The organism is Actinokineospora auranticolor, assembly GCF_041897805.1.
In the GTDB taxonomy this organism is placed as follows: Bacteria; Actinomycetota; Actinomycetes; order Mycobacteriales; family Pseudonocardiaceae; genus Actinokineospora; species Actinokineospora auranticolor.
Genome location: NZ_CP154825.1, coordinates 5,802,133 through 5,819,077 on the forward strand (window position 1 = coordinate 5,802,133; position 16,945 = coordinate 5,819,077).

Genomic DNA, 16,945 nt, shown 5'->3' on the forward strand with positions numbered 1-16,945 from the left:
TCCGAGAGCCCGCGCGAGGGTGGGCGGAGCTGCTACTCGATGTCTCGGGAGCGGCTCAGCGGCGCGTCGCCGGTGCACGTGGCTTGGTCGCGGACGGTCAGGGTGCCCGCGTCGGTCATCGCGAAGGAGTACACGCAGCCCTTTCGGTCGACGCCGGTCGCGGGTTGGCCGATCTGCACCGCGCCGAGGTCCGACCAGGTGCCCTGGTAGACGCCGTCCGGGTTGTTCTGCCTGCTCGTGCTCTGGCCGCCGGTCCCGTTGCCGGTGAAGGCCATGATGCGCGCGTCCACGACCGCGGCGGAGTCGGTCCAGGGACCGGGCGAGCCTCGAACAGCTGCGGTTGGTGGTCGTCGCCCAGGCGCCGAGCTCGACCAGGGCGATAGGCCCCTTCACCGCCCGGCACGGGGCGCGCCTCCCCCTGGTCGACATCATCGAGTGCCACCCGTCGGAGGTGTACGACACGCTGCGCGACGAGGCCGCCGACCTCGCCGTCGCCACGATCGCGCCGCCCAGCGGACTGGCGTCGAGGAAGCTGTGCGACATCGGGCTCACGGTGCAGGTGCCCCGGGGCACGAGCTCGACGGGCGGGACGTCGTGGAGGTCCGGGAGCTGGTCCACCACCCGTTGATCCTGATGGACCGGACGTTCTCGGCGCGCACCGCCTTCGACAAGGCCGTCGCCCGCGCGGGCGCGCGCGTCACCGACCCGATCGTGCTGCGCTCGACGGTGCTGGCCCAGGCGCACGCGGTGTCCGGCCGCGGCGCGGCGGTGCTGACCGACACGCCGATCGCGGGCCTGCACGCGGCCAAGGTGACCGTCGACGGCGCGCAGGTCCCGCTGACCCTGTACGGGGCCTGGGAGCGGACGCACTTCGCCGGTGACGCGATCGAGGAGTGGGTCGACCGGTTCGCCACGTGGTTGTCCCACCTGCCGGCTGTCGAGGAACTCAGGAACTCCACGCGCGCCTGAGGAACCCTTGGCGTTGCGGGACTCCGGCCGCTACGCCGTCAGGCCGTCGTGCGGCGGATCCACGCGGACGACGGCCGTCGGGGCTTATCGGCGGATGAAGCCGAGGTCCGTCGCGGTGGCCACGGCGGCGGTGCGGGAGTCGACGCCGAGTTTGGTGTAGCAGCGCGCCAAGTGGGATTTCACGGTGCCTTCGGTGAGGTGCAGGCGCGCGGCGATCGCCCGGTTGGACAGGCCGTCGGCGACCAGGGCGAGGACCTCGACCTCCCGTCGGGTCAACGCGGTGTCGGGCGTCCGCATCCGGTCGAGGAGCCGGTCGGCGACGGTGGGCGCGAGGGTGGTCCGTCCCGCGGCGGCGGTGCGCACGGCGGCCGCGAGGTCCTCGGGGTGCGCGTCCTTGAGGAGGTAGCCGGTGGCGCCCGCCTCGATGGCGGGCAGGGTGTCGGCGTCGGTGTCGTAGGTGGTGACGATCAGGACGCGGGGCGCGCCCGGGCGCGCGGTGATCGCCGCGGTGGCCTCTGCCCCGGTCATCCCGGCGCCGAACCGCAGGTCCATCAGGACGACGTCGATGTCGCCCCGGGCGGCCCGGGCCACGGCGGCCTCGGCGGTGGCGGCCTCGGCGACCACGACGAGCCCGGGTTCGGTCTCCAGCACGGCGCGCAGGCCCGCGCGCACCACGGGGTGGTCGTCGGCCAGCAGCAGGCGGATGTCGGTCACGGGCGGGCCTCGGGTCGGGTGGCGGTGGGCGGCAGCGGGAGTCGGGCGGCCAGCGCGGTGCCGTGGCCGGGGGCCGACTCGATGGTGAGGGAGCCGCCCAGTGCCCGGGCGCGGCTGCGCATGGCGGCCAGTCCGAACCCGCCTTCGCCGGGATCGGGCGCGGGCAGCGTCGCGGGGTCGAAGCCGGTTCCGTCGTCGACGACGTCGAGCGCGACCTCGTCGCCGAGGTGGCTCAGGGTGACCTCGACGGTGGTGGCGCCCGCGTGGCGGACGGTGTTGGCGAGGGCGGCCTGGGCGATGCGCAGCAGGGCGACCTCGTGGGCGGTCGGCAGCGGCACCGGGTCGCCGGTGAGGTGGAAGCGCGCGGTGATCCGGTGGCGGGTGGCGGTGGTGGCGCACAGGCGTTCCAACGCGCCCGCCGGCGTGGTGTCGTCGAGGGCGGGCGGGGTGAGGGCGGCGACGAAGCGGCGGGCCTCGGCGAGGTTGTCCGCGGCGGCTTGGCGGGCCTGGTCCACGTGGCGGGCCGCGGTGCCGGGGGTGTCGGGCAGGGACCGCTCGGCGGCGCGCAGCAGCAGCAGGATGCTGGACAGCCCCTGGGCGAGGGTGTCGTGGATCTCGCGGGCCAGGCGTTCCCGCTCGGCCAGCACCCCGGCCGTGTGCTGGGCCTCGGCCAGGTCGGCACGGGTGGCGGTGAGTTCCTCGATCAGGTGCCTGCGCCGCTCGCTCTCCCGGTACAGGGCCTGGTAGCCCCACACCACCGCGACCGCGACGGCCGCGCCGAGCGCGGGGCCGATGGCGGCGACCGGGCTGAAGGACCCCTGGTGGGCGGCGAAGGCGGCGATCGCGGCCAGCGCGGTGGCGGTCACCGCGGCCAGGCCCGCTCGGCGTGGCAGCAGGTGGAGTTGGAGGAAGTACAGCGGGAAGGCGACCCATACCCCGTCGGCGGTCAACACCACCAGGACCAGCCACACGGCGCCGACGGCGCCCAGCCACCCCGCGGCGACCCGCCGGGACGCGCGGACGCGCGGCAGCAGCGGTCCGGCCGCGTACACCGCCCCGCACAGCACCGCCACCGCGACGACCGCTCCGGCCCGGGCCTGTCCCCCGGCCACCGACCGCGCCGCGGCCAGCACGAGCAGGGCGATGAGCAGCAGGTGCAGGCACCAGGTCAGCACCCGGTTGGTCGGTGTCAGGGCGGGAGCGGCGGCGTTCACAGTGCGTCCAGGCTACGCAGCGCGGGCCGGGCGTCGCCTCTATCGAAAGGTGGAACCGGCGCGCCGCCTTCCGGCTCGTGAAGTGCCATCCCCGGTCGGATGCCCCGCAGGGGTGCGGGCGGTGATCGTGGAGACGTCCCCCGCACCCTCCGGATAGGAGTGATCGAGGCCGTGTTCGTCGCCTGGAGAGACCTGAGATTCGCCAAGGGGCGCTTCGCCGTGATGGGCGCCGTCATCGTGCTGATCACCCTGCTGGTCGGTCTGCTGTCCGGGCTGACCGCCGGGCTCGGCAGGCAGAACACCTCCGCCATCACCGGCCTGCCCGCCGACCGGATCGCCTTCGCCGCGCCCGGCGGGGACCGGGGCCCGTCGTACGCCGACTCGACCGTCACCGAGGCGCAGTGGCGGCGGTGGGCCGCCACACCGGGGGTCACCAGCGCCGAACCGCTGGGCATCACCACCACCAAGGCGACCGCGGGTGATCGGAGCGCCGGGGTCTCGGCCTTCGGCGTCCGGGCCGGGTCCGCCCTCGCCCCGGACAGCGGCGACCTCACCGAGCACACCGTGGTGCTGTCCACCACGGCCGCCGACGAACTGGACGTCCGAGCGGGAGACAGCGTCACCCTGGCCGGGCGACAGCTGACCGTGGCCGCCGTGGCAGGCGAGGCCTCCTTCAGCCACACCCCGGTCATCTGGACCACCCTCGACGTCTGGCGCGCGACCGCGCACTCCACTAGCGACAGTCCTATCGCGACCGTAATCGCGTTGTCCACCACCACCTTCGACGCCACCACCGATCAGGCCATCGGCACCAGGACGGTCACCAAGGACGACTCGCTGTCCGCGATCGGCTCTTACACAGCCGAGAACGGCTCCCTGCAACTGATGCGCGGCTTCCTGTTCGCCATCTCCGCACTCGTCGTCGGCGCCTTCTTCACCGTCTGGACCATCCAGCGCAGCGGTGACATCGCCGTCCTCAAAGCCCTGGGGGCCACCACGGCCGGGTTGCTCAAGGATGCCCTGGGTCAGGCCGTCGTCCTGCTCACCGGCGGGACCCTGATCGGGACCGGACTCGCCGCCGCCCTGGGCGCCGCGCTCGCGGGCTCGGCGATCCCGTTCGTCCTCACGCCCACCACCGTGCTCGCCCCGGCCGCCGTGATGATCCTGCTCGGCGCGTTGGGCGCCGCGCTCGCCATCCGCCGCGTCACGTCCGTCGACCCGCTGACCGCCCTGGGGAGCGCCCGATGAGCCTCAGCCTGACCGATGTCACCCTCACCTACCCCGACGGCGACTCCCGCCTCACCGCGCTCGACCGGGTCACCCTGGAGGTCCCCCGAGGCTGCCTGACCGCCGTGGTCGGCCCTTCCGGCTCCGGCAAATCCAGTCTGCTCGCCGTCGCCGCCACCCTCGTGACCCCCGACCACGGCACCGTCGCCATCGACGGCACACCGACCACCGGCATGACTCGAGGCGAACTCGCCGACCTGCGCCGCCGCGAGATCGGCATCGTCTTCCAACAACCCAACCTGCTGCCCGCCCTGACCGCCGCGGAACAGCTCCAGGTCATGGCCCGGATCGACGGCCGCTCCCCCGCCGAGGCCCGCGACCGCGCCCTGGCACTGCTCGACGCCGTCGACCTCACCCCCCAAGCCGGGCGGCGCCCGCACCAGCTCTCCGGCGGTCAGCGCCAACGCGTCAACATCGCCCGTGCCCTGATGAACGACCCCACCGTCCTCTTGGTCGACGAACCGACCAGCGCCCTCGACCGCGAACGCGGAGCCGCGATCATCGACCTCATCACCCGCCTCACCCACCAGCGGGCCACCGCCACGGTCCTGGTCACCCACGACCCCACCCACCTCACCGCCGCCGACCGGACCGTCGAAGTCCACGACGGCCGCCTGCGCTGAGTTCCCGCAACCACTCACGGAAACGGGCGTCGGACCAAGCCATCCCGGCGCGGATTCCGGTGACCGGCGGGCCACGGTACGGCGTGGGAGCCGTACCGGTCTGCCCGCGACGGGGGGCCGAGCGCGACTGCGCGGCGTGGGCAAGCGGTACGGCAAAGGCGCCCAGGAACTGTCCGATGTGGACGACGGCACGCCTGCACCGCGGTGACCCTTCGCGACCGGTTGATCGCGCGTGGTCCAGTGGACCGGTGAAGGACGCGGTGGACAACGGGCAACCGAGGTCGTCCGGGTACCTGTCGGTGGTCGTGGACGGCGCCGCCGCGCTGGCCGTGGTCATGGCGTTCTGGTTACCGGGGCTGACGACGGCGGGCGGCTGGGCGTGGGTCGGGGTGCTCCCGGTCGCCGTCGTCGCCTGCTCGATGGTCACGCGCTGGCGGTGGCCCGCCGCGGCGACGGCGGGCGCGGCGGCGGTTCCTGCCGCACGAGGCCGGGCTGAGCCTGGTCGGCCTGCCCGCCGACGCCGGGCTGTCCCCCGGTGCCGCCACCGTCGTCCTCGTCTCCTGGGCCGGGTTGGCGCTCGCCTCGGCCGCCCGCGCGCTGTCCCGCCGGGACGGCTGACCCGATCGCGGGGAGGAGTCCCCCACACCGGGACCGCGTTCAGTGTCCAATGGCAGCTGAGCACCCCGCACCCCGGGCCGCACTGGCGGGCAACCGTGCTGGAGGTCCCCGGAGGTCCGGAGGGGGACGTCCGGCTCGGCGGCCGCAGGCAGGCACGCCTCCGTGCCGCGCCAGGCGGGCCTGACCGCCACGCGCCGCGACCGCGACGCGGTGCCGCGCACCCCGACGTCCTTGGGCGTGGCCCTGCCGGACGGGATCGCCGACCCCGTCCCGGCCTGATGGCCGGACGCGCGGACCCCGTGGGCAGGCGGCGGTCGGCGGAACACCGTGGTGGGTCAGCAGTCTTTGCCCGCGTTCGGGTCGTCTGTGGTGGGTAGGCCCGTGAAGACGGTGGTGGCCTTGCCGGATTTGCCGATGTCCATGATGGGGAGGACCACGCCCACCGGGTCGCCGTGGGAGTCCTTTCCGAAGCGGATCGGGCCGGACGCGCCTGGGATCAGGCCGTTCGCGCAGCGGACCTGTTGGAGGATGCCGCGTTGGGAGGAGAAGGGGTCGGCGAGGACGCCCTTGCCCGCGCGGCGGGCGGCGAGGACGGCCAGGGCGACGGCGTCGTGGGCGATCATCGACTGGCCGGTCGCCAGGTCGTCGACCGGGAAGTCCAGAGGGGCGGCGCCGTCGGCCGGGACCGGCTTGTCGGCGTCGCAGTTGGCCTTGCCGGTGAACGCCGCCTCGAAATCGGCGTAGACCTTGCGTTCGTCGCTCGCTTTCCGGTCCGGTCGTGGTGTGGTGTCGCCGTCGGGGCAGGAGCCCCACTTGTCCGGGCTGGCCAGGGCGGTGTACTGGACCTTGACCTGGCCGGTGGCCACCGCTTCGAGCACGCGGTGGTCGACGGTCGCCTCCAGGGCGTCGTCGCCGGTCAGCAGGTGCAGCGGTTTGTTCGCGCAGGTGCCGGAGTGGGCCCAGCTGGTCACGAAGGTGCCGATGTCCGCGCCGCGACCCGCGAAGTACACCAGCCGCGGTGGTTGCTTGCACAGGAGCGTGTCCATGTAGCCGAACTGGCCCTTGAGGCTGTCGTCCCGCCGCTGGACCGGGTCGGACGCGGCGGGCGAGGTGAATGGGTAGGGCGTGGCGCCGGGCATCCGGCTGTGCGCGGCCTTGATGAGCGTCGCGATGTAGTCGTCGTCCGCCGTGTTGTCCTCGACGATGGCCACGTCCTTGAAGTCGATGCGCAGCTGGTTGGCGATGTAGGAGGTGGCGGCCACGACGGTCCCGGTGTTCGTCGGCGCGATCCGGTAGAAGCCGTCGAGGTAGCGGCTCTCGTCGCGCACGTCGAGGTTCATCCGGTCCCCGGTGACCGACGCGCCGATCACCGGGATGCCGGTGCCGGTGATCAGCTTCGCGACGGCCTGCCGGGTCGGCGTGGTGCTCTGGCTCAGCCCGGTGACGGCCGTGATGTGGTTGTCCTCCTTGGCTTTGGCGATCTGGTCCACCGTGGCCTCCCAGTCCGCGTTCTCGCTGCCGGTGTTGGCCAGCAGCAGCTTGATCGCGGGTACCGGGTCGGTGTCGCCCGGCAGGGTCTGGCTGAAGGTCGACATGTGGTTGGCGCGCCACACGGCGGTGAGCGCGCCCTCGACGTTGCGGTAGACGTCGTCGACGGTGGCGGTGTCCACACCGGCCACCGGCGACATGTTCAGCATCAGGACGATGGACACGTAGTTGTCGCCGGTCACCGCGTCGTTGTTCGCCTGGACGCGGTTCACCAGGCCGGTCAACCGTTCTGGCTGGTCGTCGCTGAACCGGTCGCCGGACAGGTTCACGCCGACGCAGGCATCGGTCTTGTCACCGCCGACCATCCCGTCACCGCAACTGAGCGAGCGCACCAGGAACACCACCCCGACCACCACCGACGCGATGATGACCACCACCGCGACACCGGTCAGCACCGGGTGTCGACGGTTCCAGGGCGCGACATCGACTGGGGACACGGTGCTCCTCCACGAGTAGGGGTCGGGCTCAGAACCGGCGGGCCGCTTCCTCCAGCGCGTCGGTGTCGGCACGCGCCGAGTTGTTGCCCAACCGGCGGAAGTCGGCGCGTACGCGGGCGTACCAGCGTTCGTCGACCGCGGTGCGCGGGTCGCGCAGTAGCCAGAGCAGCGCGGTCAGGTCCGCCACCGCGACCTCGGTCGGGCCGCGGTCGGCCACGTACTCGGGGACCAGCCGCCGGTACGAGTCGGCGAGGGCCTCGGTCTCGGGCAGCCTGCACGGCGCGCCCGTGGCGGCGTCGAGCAGCCGGACCCACGACCCGTGGTCGATCTTGTCGAACCGGTCGACCAGGCTCGCCACGACGTCGTCGAACCGGCCCAGGGCGAGGTCGTGGTACAGCAGGTCACCGGGTTCGCGGTCGTCCCTGGCGCCGAGCACGTCCGCGAACAGCTTGTCCCACAAGGCGGGGTCCTCTTGGGACAGACCGGCGAGCAGGCAGCGCGCCAGCCACGGGTGCATGGCCGCCGGACGTGGTGCCTGCTCCTGGCCGATCCCCCACAGCGGCGACGGCGGAGCCGAGAACGTGCTGATCCACAGGTTGTGCCGCAGACCGCGCAGCGTCTGGGCGGCGATCGGGAACAGGGCGGGATCCAGGTCTTCCGCGTCGGCGCGTCCGTCGAGGCGCACCGCGAGCGCCACCGCGGCCGGGACGGACGGCCAGGGACGAACCGGTGGCACCAGGTTCTCCGGTCGGCAGGCGCGCAAGACCTTCTCCCACAACGGCGCGTCGCCGTCGACCGGGGCCGTCAGCACCGAGACCGGCGCGCCGCCGCGGCCGTCGGGCAACTCGGCGACCCGGGCCCGGATGTCCGACTCGGCCCGCGGGTGGCCCGCCGCCAACCTGGACACCAGCGCGCGCGTCTCGTCGCCGTCCCAGCTCGCGGCGATGGGGCCCAGCAGGCGGTCGTCGACCGGTGTGTCCAGCCAGACCGGGTACCAGCTCGGCTCGTCCACACGGGCGACGTGCGCGAGCCAGTCCCCGCGGGTCGCCCGCGACCACGTCGGGATGGTCGGTCGCCCCAACGCGGCCGGGCCGCTGTGCCAGGGTTCGCACCAGCCGGTCCACGAGGTGTCCCACCGGTCCGCGGCGGACACGACGAGCAGCGGGTCGCGGCCGGGCTTCCCGTCCTGACCGTCGTCCACGCGCTCCCGCCGGGCCCTGACCAGCGCGGCGAGGAACTGCGCGGCCACCTCGGTGCGCGGGTGGTCGACCAGCAGGACCCAGGCGTGGTCGTGCCGGTCGCGCAGCGCCCGCGGGGCCCGGCAGTCGCACTTGCCCCGGGCGGCGGGGTGCTGCCGGTCGAAGGCGTCGATGTCGGCCAGCAGGGCCTTCACCACGTGGACCAGGGCCTGCCCCCGGTCGCGGGTGCTCAACCGGACCAACCAGTCCACCGCGCCCGCCGCCTCGGCCTCGGGCAGCGCGCTGTGCCAGCGTTTCGCCTTGCGCAGCGAGAGACCGGACAGTCCGCGCAGCAGGGCGCCGATGACCGGTTTGCTCTGCTGGTTGAGCACCTCGGTGGTCCGCGTGTCCGCGATGCCGCCGACGGCGGCGGCCACCTGGGCGGCGTTGAACAGCAGGTCCGGCACACCGCCGGTCGCCCGGCCCACCCGGGTTCGCTTGGCGTACTCGGTGATCCGCGCCTGGATCTGCTCCTCGGCGACGCGGCGGTCGTGGTCGAGCGGCTCGTTGAGCGCGAGCAGGGCCAGGCCGAGCCGGTGGAACGTCGGTCGCACCCGCAGGTTCGTCCAGTCCCGCATCAACAGGAAGGCCGCGAACGCCGCCGCGGCGATCGGGTCGGCCAGGTCCCGTTCGGCGAAGTCCAGCGTGGCGTGCACGACCGTGCCGCCGCATTCGCGCGAGACCGCGGTGAGCACCGTGCTCTTGCCCGCGCCTCGCGGGCCGAGGAGCGCCACCACCGGTTCCGGCTGGTCCGCGTCCCGTTCGCGCCACAGCATGTTCCCCAGGAAGAGCCGGGCGCCCGAGGCCGGGCCGGTCGCGGCCATGCGCGCTCCTCCTCGCGATCGACGATGCCTGTACGTCGACCGCGTGGCCGTACATGTTACGTCACTCGATCGTGTCAGCCGCCGGCGATCGCGCCCGCCCCGCGCCGCGGCACGGGGCGGGCGCGGCGGTTCGTGGTCATGGACCGAACCAGGTGAGGCACCACCTGTCGTTCTCCCTGGCCAGCCCCATCTGGGTCTGCCGCGACGAGTCGGTGAACCTGATGGTGACGTCCGCGACCGCCTCGTCGGGGCTCGCCAGCCGCACGTCACCCAGGTCGGCGCCCACCATCGGGGACGGCGCGGGCAACTCCAGCGGGTGCGCGGCGCCGGGACACGAAACGGCGGCGAGCGCCTGCTTGTCCTTGTCGCCGAACGCTTCGACGATCGCCTCGGCCGCGCCCTTCGGCGTACTGGTGTCCGGTGCTCTGGTGAGCACGAGAACGAGGGTCACGACCGCGGCGAGCACGACGACGACAGCACCCGAGAGCAACCACATCTTCTTCGTCACGGCGAAGATCGTCCCAGCTCGCCCGCCCGAGCCGGGGCAGCCGAACGGAATTCGGCCGGTTGGCCGACGCCGACCGGGTTTCGCCTGGCGGGAGACGAGTGCCGCTCACCGGGTGTCGCACCCGGGGTAGCTCGTGGGGCATGCCGTGTAGCGGATGGGGTGGGTGTCGACCATCGCGGCGATGGTGGGCCAGTTGTTCGTCGGCCTGCCGACCAGGTAGGTCCACATGAGGTGGCTGGCGTGCAGGTAGTCCTCGCCGTTGTGGTAGATGTCGAGCGGGGTGAAGGGCGCGCCCGCGCCCTGGAACTGGGTGCCGAGCAGCTCGGGTTCGTCGACGTTCTGGATCACGGCGATGCTGCCGGTCAGGTTGGCGCACCCCGTCCCGGGGTAGCCCGTGACGCACTGCTGTCCCCAGGTCAGTTCCTTGGGCGGCGAGGTCTTGTCGGCCGCCGTCTTGCCCAACAGGTCCGGCCCGCTCTCCGCGACCCGGTGCGAGTTCTGGAACAGGACCAGCGCGCTGGTGTTGGGCTGGTTGCCCAGGAAGTTGTTCTCGATGACGACGTTGGTGTTGGGGAACGCGGCCGTGGCGGCGGTCAGGGTGCGTTCCAGTTGGCTCAGCAGGGTGTTGTCGTTGTAGCCGCCGCCTTCGCCCACCTGGGAAGCGGTTTCGGTCAACACGACGCCCTCGACGTCGGGGTTGCTGTTGTAGCGCGCGCCCAGTGCCTGGAGCAGTGCGATGACGCGGTCGGTCACCGCCTGGCGCCAGACGGCGGCGGTGATGGCGAACCCGCTGCCGCCGTACCACCAGCCGTTGGTGCCTGCTTTCGGGGCGGAACCGTAGGTGGTGTCGGTGGTCAGGTAGCTCGGGAGCACGGCGTTGAGGAAGCCGCCGGGGTCCTGGTCGTGCGTGCGCAGGAAGCCGCTGGAGGAGAGCCCGATGATGAGCTTCTTGCGGGGCACCGGGTTCCCCTGGTTGAGCCGCGCCAACTCCGCGTCGATGACCGAGAAGTCGTACACCCCTTTGCCGGTCTCGAGCGCGGCCCAGTAGTAGTTGCCCTTCCAGCCCCTCAGGTTCGGCGAGGTGTTGACCACCTGCAACTCGCTGCTCGCCATGCTCGCCGGAGTACCGGCGTTGTGCCACCAGTCGCTCGTGATGTAGTGCCCTGGGTGCCATTTCACCGCCGAACCGGCGGCGGTGGCGGTGGCGGTGGCGGTGGCGGAGGAGGTTGTGCTCGCGAGGAGACAACCAACGGCCAGGATGACCGCGGAAACGGTGAAGCGCCCCACTCTCGCTCTGCGACTCATCGCAATATCCCTTCCCGGAGGTAGGCCGACACCCGCGGTTCGGACGACACCGCGGGGCTCGCCACGGGGATACGCGCCGGGGTTACACCCAACGGCGCCGTTTTACGCGATGCTCCAACGTTCGGCGCAACGGACAGGTGCAATCAGTCGGGGCGTCCCGGGAGCAAACGCCTGCCAAACCGCCTTGAACCGCGTTCGCCTGAGATGTGTTGGCGCGAGCGGAGGAGTCCGGTGATCGCGACGGATACCATCCGTCCCGCCATACCCGCTCGCACATAGGTGGACTCATGAGACTTTTCGCTGCCTGCACCGCGGAGTTCGCACACGGTCTCGTCATCGCGCGCGCCCCAGGCAGCTCGGACACCCACGACGACTGAAACCCTGGAACCCAAGCAGTGCACGGCGGACGCGACTCATTGCACGTCCTGGTCCGTCAAGCCGCCTGCGGTCTCGCGACGGTGCGGTGCGTGCAGGGGCCCTACCGGCCGGAGGGCAAGGTGCTCATGTACTCCGACCGGCTCACGCTACCCGCTGCTTCCCTTGTTATCGCGGACCCCGACGAAACGGTACGCCTGATCATCCCGGTCCCCAATGTCGAGAACGAGGTCGAGGTCTTCGGAGACGGCTCCAGGGAGCCCGATGACGTGACCATCGTCCTGCAAGGCGATGAATCCTGGTGACTCCGGAGGTCACCAGGCGTCCGTGGTCGGGTCGCGCGGCTGCCGCGGAGGTAGGCAGAGCAGGGGTTCTCTCGACAGTGACGACACCGAAGCGAGCTCAACCGGTGTGAAGACTGGTTGGTGGTGAAGCGGATCGCGGTTGGTCCCGGATAACGATCGGCCTACCTCGCCGCCGACTCCCGACGCCGGGGCGCGGGAGCGGTCATCCTGGTGGGGTGACCGCTGAGACACGGCCGGAGCAGCGTTTCGACTGGCTGCCGTTGGTGTGGGTGTTGCTGTTCTTCGCCTGGCTGTTCGGTGTCCCGCTGCTGTTCTTGCGGGCGGTGTTCGCCATGCCGTTCACCGGGATGGCCAGTGCGGCCGAGGTCGCCCGACGCGACTCGATGGTGATGTGGACCGAGATCGTCGCTGTCGCGCTTCCGTTGGTGGGTGTGCTGTTGGCCGCGGTCACCCGGCGGAAGGTGCCCGCGGTTGTCTTCGGGATCGCCTTGTTCCTGAGCGTGTCCGTTGTCGGGTACGAAAGGACGCTCAACGCCCGTCACCACCCGCCGCCGGAGCCCACGAGCGACTGGCCGGTCTGCCAGGAACACAGCGGTGGCGATAACGAATGCCCTGGCGGTTAGTTTACGCGGGCTCCAAGGCTTTCTCCGGTACGCTGTGGAAGCCGCCAGGCACGGCGCCTGGTTGCCGGCCCGCGACGCGGTCCTCGACGACCCGGATCGGGTGTCCCTTGTGGACGAGTCGGCAGTAGACCGAGTCAGGCCCGCCCGGTTCCCCGGAGGGCGATCCGTTCGGTCACCCACGATCCCAGCTCGTGCTGGGCGCCGCCGCCGAGGACCCAGACCCGGGTCTCCCCCGCCCTCGCGACATGGAACGACAACGCGACGAGCGCCATCCTCAGCTCGAAGTCACCGATGGCGGAGAACGGCGCGCACCACCGGTGGAAGGGGGTGCCCGGCGCGGGCGACCAGCACTTGTCCCGAATGGACGCGAAAGGCTCCGCACCGCTCATCACCAGCGCCGCGCCGACCTCGCCCGCGATGAGAGCGTCCACGAACCCGGGGACGTCGGTCACGGTGTCCACCGTCGCCGCCTCCGGGGTCAGGACCGCCCGCAGCCTCCCGACGAGGTCACCGGGCACCGCGGTGAGCGGCGGGGCGCCCAGGAACCGCTCGGCGATCGTCGTGAGGAGGTCGAGCCGGGGGGCGCCGAGCAGGTTCTCCGCGTGGTCGATCCCCATGAGGATCTCAAGGCCGTCCCGACTGGCGTACTGCGGGGTGAGGGTGAAGTACGGCGCCGCCAGCACATCCGCCATGAACACCTCGAACGGGTCGTCCGCACCGGACCGGGCGTCCCGGCACTCGGCCGCCGCGATGACCGGGATGACGAAGTTCGCCCGCCGAGGGTCGAAGTCCTGCGGATCGATCCCCAGGGTCCAGGCCGGGAGGTGGTCACCGAGGTGGGCCAGGCGTTCGACGGGCGTCGGGTGGCTGGCCGCCGGGACCACGAAAAAGGCGTCCTGGTAGAGGTCCAGCAGGAGCAGCTGGCAGTAGAGCACCTCGCCGAGCGCGTCGTCGACCGCCCGCCCGGTGCCCGCGAACCGGTCGGCCACCAGTCTCGCCAGCACCGTCACCCCGTAGACGTCGGCGGCGTATTCGAGGGTGTGGTCCAGGTCCACCAACGGCGCCTCGTGCCCGCCGACGTGGAGGCCGCGGGTGCTCGTCCGCAGGTGGCCCAGCGCGATGTGCCCGGCCTCGTGCGCCAGGACGGACGCCTGGATGAACTCGGTCAGCTGAGCCGCCGCCCTCGTCAGGTCCAGCGGGCAGCTCACGCGGACGGCGAGGGTGAACTCGCCGTTCCAGCGCAGGAGGCCGAGCATGAGCCGCAGGAGCCTGCCGATGACGTCGTACCGGGCGCCGGACGGCCCCCGCCGCCACGTGGGGTCGGCCACGCCGTCGGCGGGCCGCGGGTCGGAGCCGATCGCGGCGAGCTTCGCGAAGTTGTAGACGACGTCGTGGAACGTGCTGTTGACCACGATCAGGTGCTCGTCCCCGGCCGAGGTCGCGAACGCGTCGGCGGAGCGCAGGTCCAGCGTGCGGACGATGGTCCGCTCGGTGAGCGGCTCGACATCGGCCGCCTCGATGAACTCGAGGACACTGTCCCAGAGGCCCTGTTGCATCGACTGCGCGACCGGCTCCTCGAACGTGAAGGTGATGTCCCGCGCGCCCTCGGGCAGGCCCCACTCGGCCGACGACCAGACCTTGGACAGCAGATTCGCCTCGACCCGCCTGCCGAGTTCGCGCGCGGCCACCTCGTCGCCGCCGACGGTGCCCGGGGGTTCCAGACCCTCCTTGAGAGCCGAGTAGAGCTCCTCGGCCTCACTCATCGCCACCCGCGCACAGTCGGGTCAGCCCCACGCGCACCGACAGGGCGGCGATGGTGAAGACGACCGGACCGGAGAAGTGCGCGGCCAACAGGTCGGCGACCGCCCCGACCAACGCCGACTTGTCCCCGGCGTCGTCCAGCCCGGCGAGTTTGCTCTTGCCGTCCGCGCAGAGGACACCGCGGATCTGACGTTTGCGGTTCTCGAACCACACCTCGGCGAACTTGCGACGCCGTTCCGGCTCACCGGGGGTGACCTGCGGACTGACCTGGCTCGCCAACAGCTCCAAGAGACCGTCCGTGTCCATCTGGGCCAGGCGGCTGAGGTGCGAACTCTCCATGGCACCATCCTGCCAGAGCCGAGAACGTGCTTATGGCGTCGGTTTTCCGCGTCACGGCGACACCGCGGGCGGACGCGGCGCGTTCCGGTCGGGTCGATCGAGACCCGGCGGCGGTCGGGAGGCGGCACACCGGGCGGTCGCGGCGAAAGCGACCGCGCGGTCCGGCGAGCCGGGCGTACGTCATCCCTCGGGCAGCGTTCGCATGGTGCGAACGGGAGAAAGACGACCCAAGGGGCGCCGAGGGTGGCGATCCAGAGCGCGGGGCGGACGCCGGTGGCGGCGCCCGGGGTTCCGCCGATGAGGGCGCCGATTGGTCGGATGCCGTAGTTGACGGTGCGGGCGAGTGCGGTGGTTGCGGCGAGCATTGTCGTTGGGGTTGCGGCGATGTGGACTGAGCCCGCGGGGCCACGTCGTCGGAGTCGTCGTCCCAGGACGTGCTCCGCGCGGTGGCCCGCCAGGGCCGTTCCCGGGCGTCGGCCCCGGGGGCACGGTTCGGCGAAGCCGTACTTGGCGAGCTGCCGGAGGTGGAACGAGCAGTTGGGCACGGTGTCGCCGAGCCGGGCCGCGGCCTGGGTGGCGGTCATCGGCCCGTCGCCGCGCAGCGGCCCGATGAGCCGCGTGCGCAGCGGGTGCGCGTACGCCCGCGGGGTGCGCGGGTCGGTGAGCTTGATCGAACGCCCGGGTACCGGCCGGCGCGGGCGCGATGGGTTGATCAGGTTATCGTCACCCGCGATCGAGGGGAGTTGAGGACGGAGTGGCACGTCTGCACGTCGGGTGCGCGATGTGGACCCACAAGACGTGGCCGGGCCGGTTCCTGCCGCCGTCGTTGCCCGCCAAGGAGCGGCTGCGCGCCTATGCCGGTTGGTGCAACGCGGTCGAGGGCAACACGACCTTCTACGCGACGCCCGCGCGGGAGACCGTCGTGGCTTGGGCGCGGCAGACCGATCCCGGGTTTCGGTTCGTGGTCAAGCTGCCCAAGGTCGTCACGCACGAGCGCCGGTTGGTCGGGGTCGAGGTCGAGATGCGGGCGTTCCTGGACGCGATCGAACCCCTGGGCGAGCGGGCGGTGCTGTGGACCCAGTTGCCCGGGTCGTTCGGGCCCTCGGACGTCGACACCCTCGGCCGCTTCCTGCGCAGGCTCCCCGCCGCCCGCCGGCGGGCCGTGGAGGTCCGCCATCCCGGGTTCTTCACCGACGCGGGTTCGACGTCGACGCTGGAGGCCGCGCTCGCCCACGCGGACGCCGAGTGGGTTCCCTTCGACACCACGGTCTTCTTCCAACGGCCGCCGACCAGCGCGGCCGAAGAGGACGCCTGGGCCAAGAAACCCCGACTGCCGCGGCGGACGCGGGCGCTGACCGACCGGCCGGTCGTCCGGTACCTGGGCCGGGACTCGGTCGAGGAGACCGTCGAGGGGTGGCGGCCGTGGACCGAGGTGGTCGCCGAGTGGCTGCGCGAGGGCCGGTCGCCGACCGTCTTCCTGCACACCCCCGACAACGACGAGGCACCCGCCCTCGCCCGCCGGTTCCACGACGACGTGCGCGCGCTCGTGCCCGACCTCGACCCGTTGCCCGAGCCCGAGCCGCTGGAACCCGCGACCCTGTTCTGAGCGGTGTCTAGTCCGCGGGCGCGGTGATGCCCGCGGACCGCAGCAAAGCCGCGAACGTCGCGTAGGTGCGGTCGAGGTCCACGGCCCCGGGGGCGACGCGCCACTGCTGGTGGATGCCGATCACGGCACCCAGGAGCACGGTGCCCAGTTCCTCGGCGGCGACGCCTTCGGGGAGCGGGAGGCGGGCGACCCACGCGCGGACCTGGACGCGGAGCGCGTCGTGCAGGCCGGCGTACGTCTCGCGCAAGGGCGACTCCGGGTCGTCCGCCTCGACCATGAGCTTGGCGAACAGGCCGGTCGACGGTGCCCGGGTGAACGCCGTGAGGGTGTCCAGCACCTGGTCGACCGTGCCGGGGTCGAGGGATCCCGCCACGGCCGCGAGGTGCACGACGATGTCGTCCACCACCGCCGCCAAGAGGCCCTCCTTGCTGCCGAAGTGCCACGGGATCGACCCCCGGCTGACACCGGACCGCGCGGCGATGTCCTCGAAGGTCGTCCGCCGGTAGCCGCGCTCGGCGAACAGCGCGGTGGCGGCTTCGAGCAGCAGCCTGCGGCTCTCCCTGGTCGTCTCGGCGCGTCGGGTGCTTCGGGTCACAACGGCCATCCTACCGTTCGTCTGCTGGATAGCATCTTCTGTGTTGGTCAACATAG

At 72.1% G+C, this 16,945-nt stretch carries 17 protein-coding genes and 1 pseudogene; 7 read left to right on the top strand and 11 right to left on the bottom strand.

Annotated features, from left to right (window positions below; translation table 11 throughout):
* Positions 1–32 precede the first annotated feature (32 nt).
* Positions 33–290: a hypothetical protein gene (locus V5P93_RS25285; RefSeq protein ID WP_146108181.1), complete on the bottom strand. Its 258-nt coding sequence runs from the start codon at positions 288–290 to the stop codon at positions 33–35.
* A 53-nt stretch (positions 291–343) separates the two neighbouring features.
* Between V5P93_RS25285 and V5P93_RS25290 the strand changes: the two genes are divergently transcribed.
* A complete protein-coding gene (locus V5P93_RS25290) occupies positions 344–628 on the top strand; it encodes a hypothetical protein (protein ID WP_181043666.1) in 285 nt (94 codons plus the stop codon).
* Positions 595–969, top strand: coding sequence for a LysR substrate-binding domain-containing protein (locus tag V5P93_RS25295; RefSeq protein WP_245931483.1), 375 nt, complete (start codon positions 595–597; stop codon positions 967–969). Before V5P93_RS25290 ends, V5P93_RS25295 begins: the two co-directional genes overlap by 34 nt.
* 84 nt (positions 970–1,053) lie before the next feature.
* Here V5P93_RS25295 and V5P93_RS25300 read toward each other — a convergent pair whose 3' ends face one another.
* Both V5P93_RS25300 and V5P93_RS25305 read right to left on the bottom strand, forming a co-directional pair.
* On the bottom strand, positions 1,054–1,683 hold the full coding sequence (locus tag V5P93_RS25300) for a response regulator transcription factor (RefSeq protein ID WP_104480995.1): 630 nt from the start codon (positions 1,681–1,683) through the stop codon (positions 1,054–1,056).
* Positions 1,680–2,897 carry a sensor histidine kinase gene (locus V5P93_RS25305; RefSeq protein ID WP_104480996.1) on the bottom strand — a complete coding sequence of 406 codons (1,218 nt, stop codon included), beginning with the start codon at positions 2,895–2,897 and terminating at the stop codon, positions 1,680–1,682. Before V5P93_RS25305 ends, V5P93_RS25300 begins: the two co-directional genes overlap by 4 nt.
* A 171-nt stretch (positions 2,898–3,068) precedes the next feature.
* Here V5P93_RS25305 and V5P93_RS25310 point away from each other — a divergent pair, with 171 nt between their 5' ends.
* Together V5P93_RS25310 and V5P93_RS25315 are read left to right on the top strand one after the other, a co-directional pair.
* On the top strand, positions 3,069–4,145 hold the full coding sequence (locus V5P93_RS25310) for an FtsX-like permease family protein (protein ID WP_104481112.1): 1,077 nt from the start codon (positions 3,069–3,071) through the stop codon (positions 4,143–4,145).
* Positions 4,142–4,807, top strand: a complete 666-nt coding sequence (locus V5P93_RS25315; RefSeq protein WP_104480997.1) for an ABC transporter ATP-binding protein — start codon at positions 4,142–4,144, stop codon at positions 4,805–4,807. The genes V5P93_RS25310 and V5P93_RS25315 overlap by 4 nt, the downstream gene beginning before the upstream one ends.
* A gap of 953 nt (positions 4,808–5,760) precedes the next feature.
* Here V5P93_RS25315 and V5P93_RS25320 read toward each other — a convergent pair.
* The 4 genes from V5P93_RS25320 to V5P93_RS25335 form a co-directional block, all read right to left on the bottom strand.
* Positions 5,761–7,410, bottom strand: a complete 1,650-nt coding sequence (locus tag V5P93_RS25320) for an ABC transporter substrate-binding protein (RefSeq protein ID WP_146108182.1) — start codon at positions 7,408–7,410, stop codon at positions 5,761–5,763.
* 28 nt (positions 7,411–7,438) lie between these two features.
* Complete coding sequence (locus tag V5P93_RS25325) at positions 7,439–9,472, bottom strand: hypothetical protein (RefSeq protein WP_104480999.1); 2,034 nt, start codon at positions 9,470–9,472, stop codon at positions 7,439–7,441.
* Between the two features lie 136 nt (positions 9,473–9,608).
* Positions 9,609–9,980: a hypothetical protein gene (locus tag V5P93_RS25330; RefSeq protein ID WP_104481000.1), complete on the bottom strand. Its 372-nt coding sequence runs from the start codon at positions 9,978–9,980 to the stop codon at positions 9,609–9,611.
* A gap of 105 nt (positions 9,981–10,085) precedes the next feature.
* Complete coding sequence (locus tag V5P93_RS25335) at positions 10,086–11,093, bottom strand: hypothetical protein (protein ID WP_181043668.1); 1,008 nt, start codon at positions 11,091–11,093, stop codon at positions 10,086–10,088.
* Positions 11,094–11,752: 659 nt separating this feature from the next.
* On the opposite strand from V5P93_RS25335, the gene V5P93_RS25340 reads away from it, so the two are divergent.
* Positions 11,753–11,965 carry a hypothetical protein gene (locus V5P93_RS25340; protein ID WP_146108184.1) on the top strand — a complete coding sequence of 71 codons (213 nt, stop codon included), beginning with the start codon at positions 11,753–11,755 and terminating at the stop codon, positions 11,963–11,965.
* Positions 11,966–12,180: 215 nt separating this feature from the next.
* Positions 12,181–12,588, top strand: coding sequence for a hypothetical protein (locus V5P93_RS25345; RefSeq protein WP_104481003.1), 408 nt, complete (start codon positions 12,181–12,183; stop codon positions 12,586–12,588).
* Positions 12,589–12,722: 134 nt separating this feature from the next.
* Here the strand turns inward: V5P93_RS25345 and V5P93_RS25350 are convergent, their stop codons facing one another.
* The 3 genes and pseudogenes from V5P93_RS25350 to V5P93_RS25360 all read right to left on the bottom strand — a co-directional run.
* A complete protein-coding gene (locus tag V5P93_RS25350; protein WP_104481004.1) occupies positions 12,723–14,357 on the bottom strand; it encodes a M48 family metalloprotease in 1,635 nt (544 codons plus the stop codon).
* Entirely contained in the window at positions 14,344–14,688 is a 345-nt protein-coding gene (locus V5P93_RS25355; RefSeq protein ID WP_104481005.1) for a hypothetical protein, read from the bottom strand. Before V5P93_RS25355 ends, V5P93_RS25350 begins: the two co-directional genes overlap by 14 nt.
* A 503-nt stretch (positions 14,689–15,191) precedes the next feature.
* Positions 15,192–15,449: pseudogene (locus V5P93_RS25360) on the bottom strand (winged helix-turn-helix domain-containing protein); the annotation flags it as partial.
* A 20-nt stretch (positions 15,450–15,469) separates the two neighbouring features.
* On the opposite strand from V5P93_RS25360, the gene V5P93_RS25365 reads away from it, so the two are divergent.
* The gene (locus tag V5P93_RS25365) at positions 15,470–16,294 is read left to right on the top strand and encodes a DUF72 domain-containing protein (RefSeq protein ID WP_104481006.1); all 825 of its coding nucleotides are present in this window, start codon (positions 15,470–15,472) and stop codon (positions 16,292–16,294) included.
* Positions 16,295–16,301: 7 nt separating this feature from the next.
* On the opposite strand, the gene V5P93_RS25370 is transcribed toward V5P93_RS25365, so the two are convergent.
* The gene (locus V5P93_RS25370) at positions 16,302–16,889 is read right to left on the bottom strand and encodes a TetR/AcrR family transcriptional regulator (protein ID WP_219824069.1); all 588 of its coding nucleotides are present in this window, start codon (positions 16,887–16,889) and stop codon (positions 16,302–16,304) included.
* Between the last annotated feature and the right edge of the window lie 56 nt (positions 16,890–16,945).

What these genes read in the sequence shown, in the direction of transcription:
- V5P93_RS25315 (WP_104480997.1), top strand. Translation starts at nt 4,142, where the DNA reads ATGAGCCTCAGCCTGACCGATGTCACCCTCACCTACCCCGACGGCGAC.
- V5P93_RS25325 (WP_104480999.1), bottom strand. Translation starts at nt 9,472, where the DNA reads ATGGCCGCGACCGGCCCGGCCTCGGGCGCCCGGCTCTTCCTGGGGAAC.
- V5P93_RS25335 (WP_181043668.1), bottom strand. Translation starts at nt 11,093, where the DNA reads ATGGCGAGCAGCGAGTTGCAGGTGGTCAACACCTCGCCGAACCTGAGG.
- V5P93_RS25355 (WP_104481005.1), bottom strand. Translation starts at nt 14,688, where the DNA reads ATGGAGAGTTCGCACCTCAGCCGCCTGGCCCAGATGGACACGGACGGT.
- V5P93_RS25365 (WP_104481006.1), top strand. Translation starts at nt 15,470, where the DNA reads ATGTGGACCCACAAGACGTGGCCGGGCCGGTTCCTGCCGCCGTCGTTG.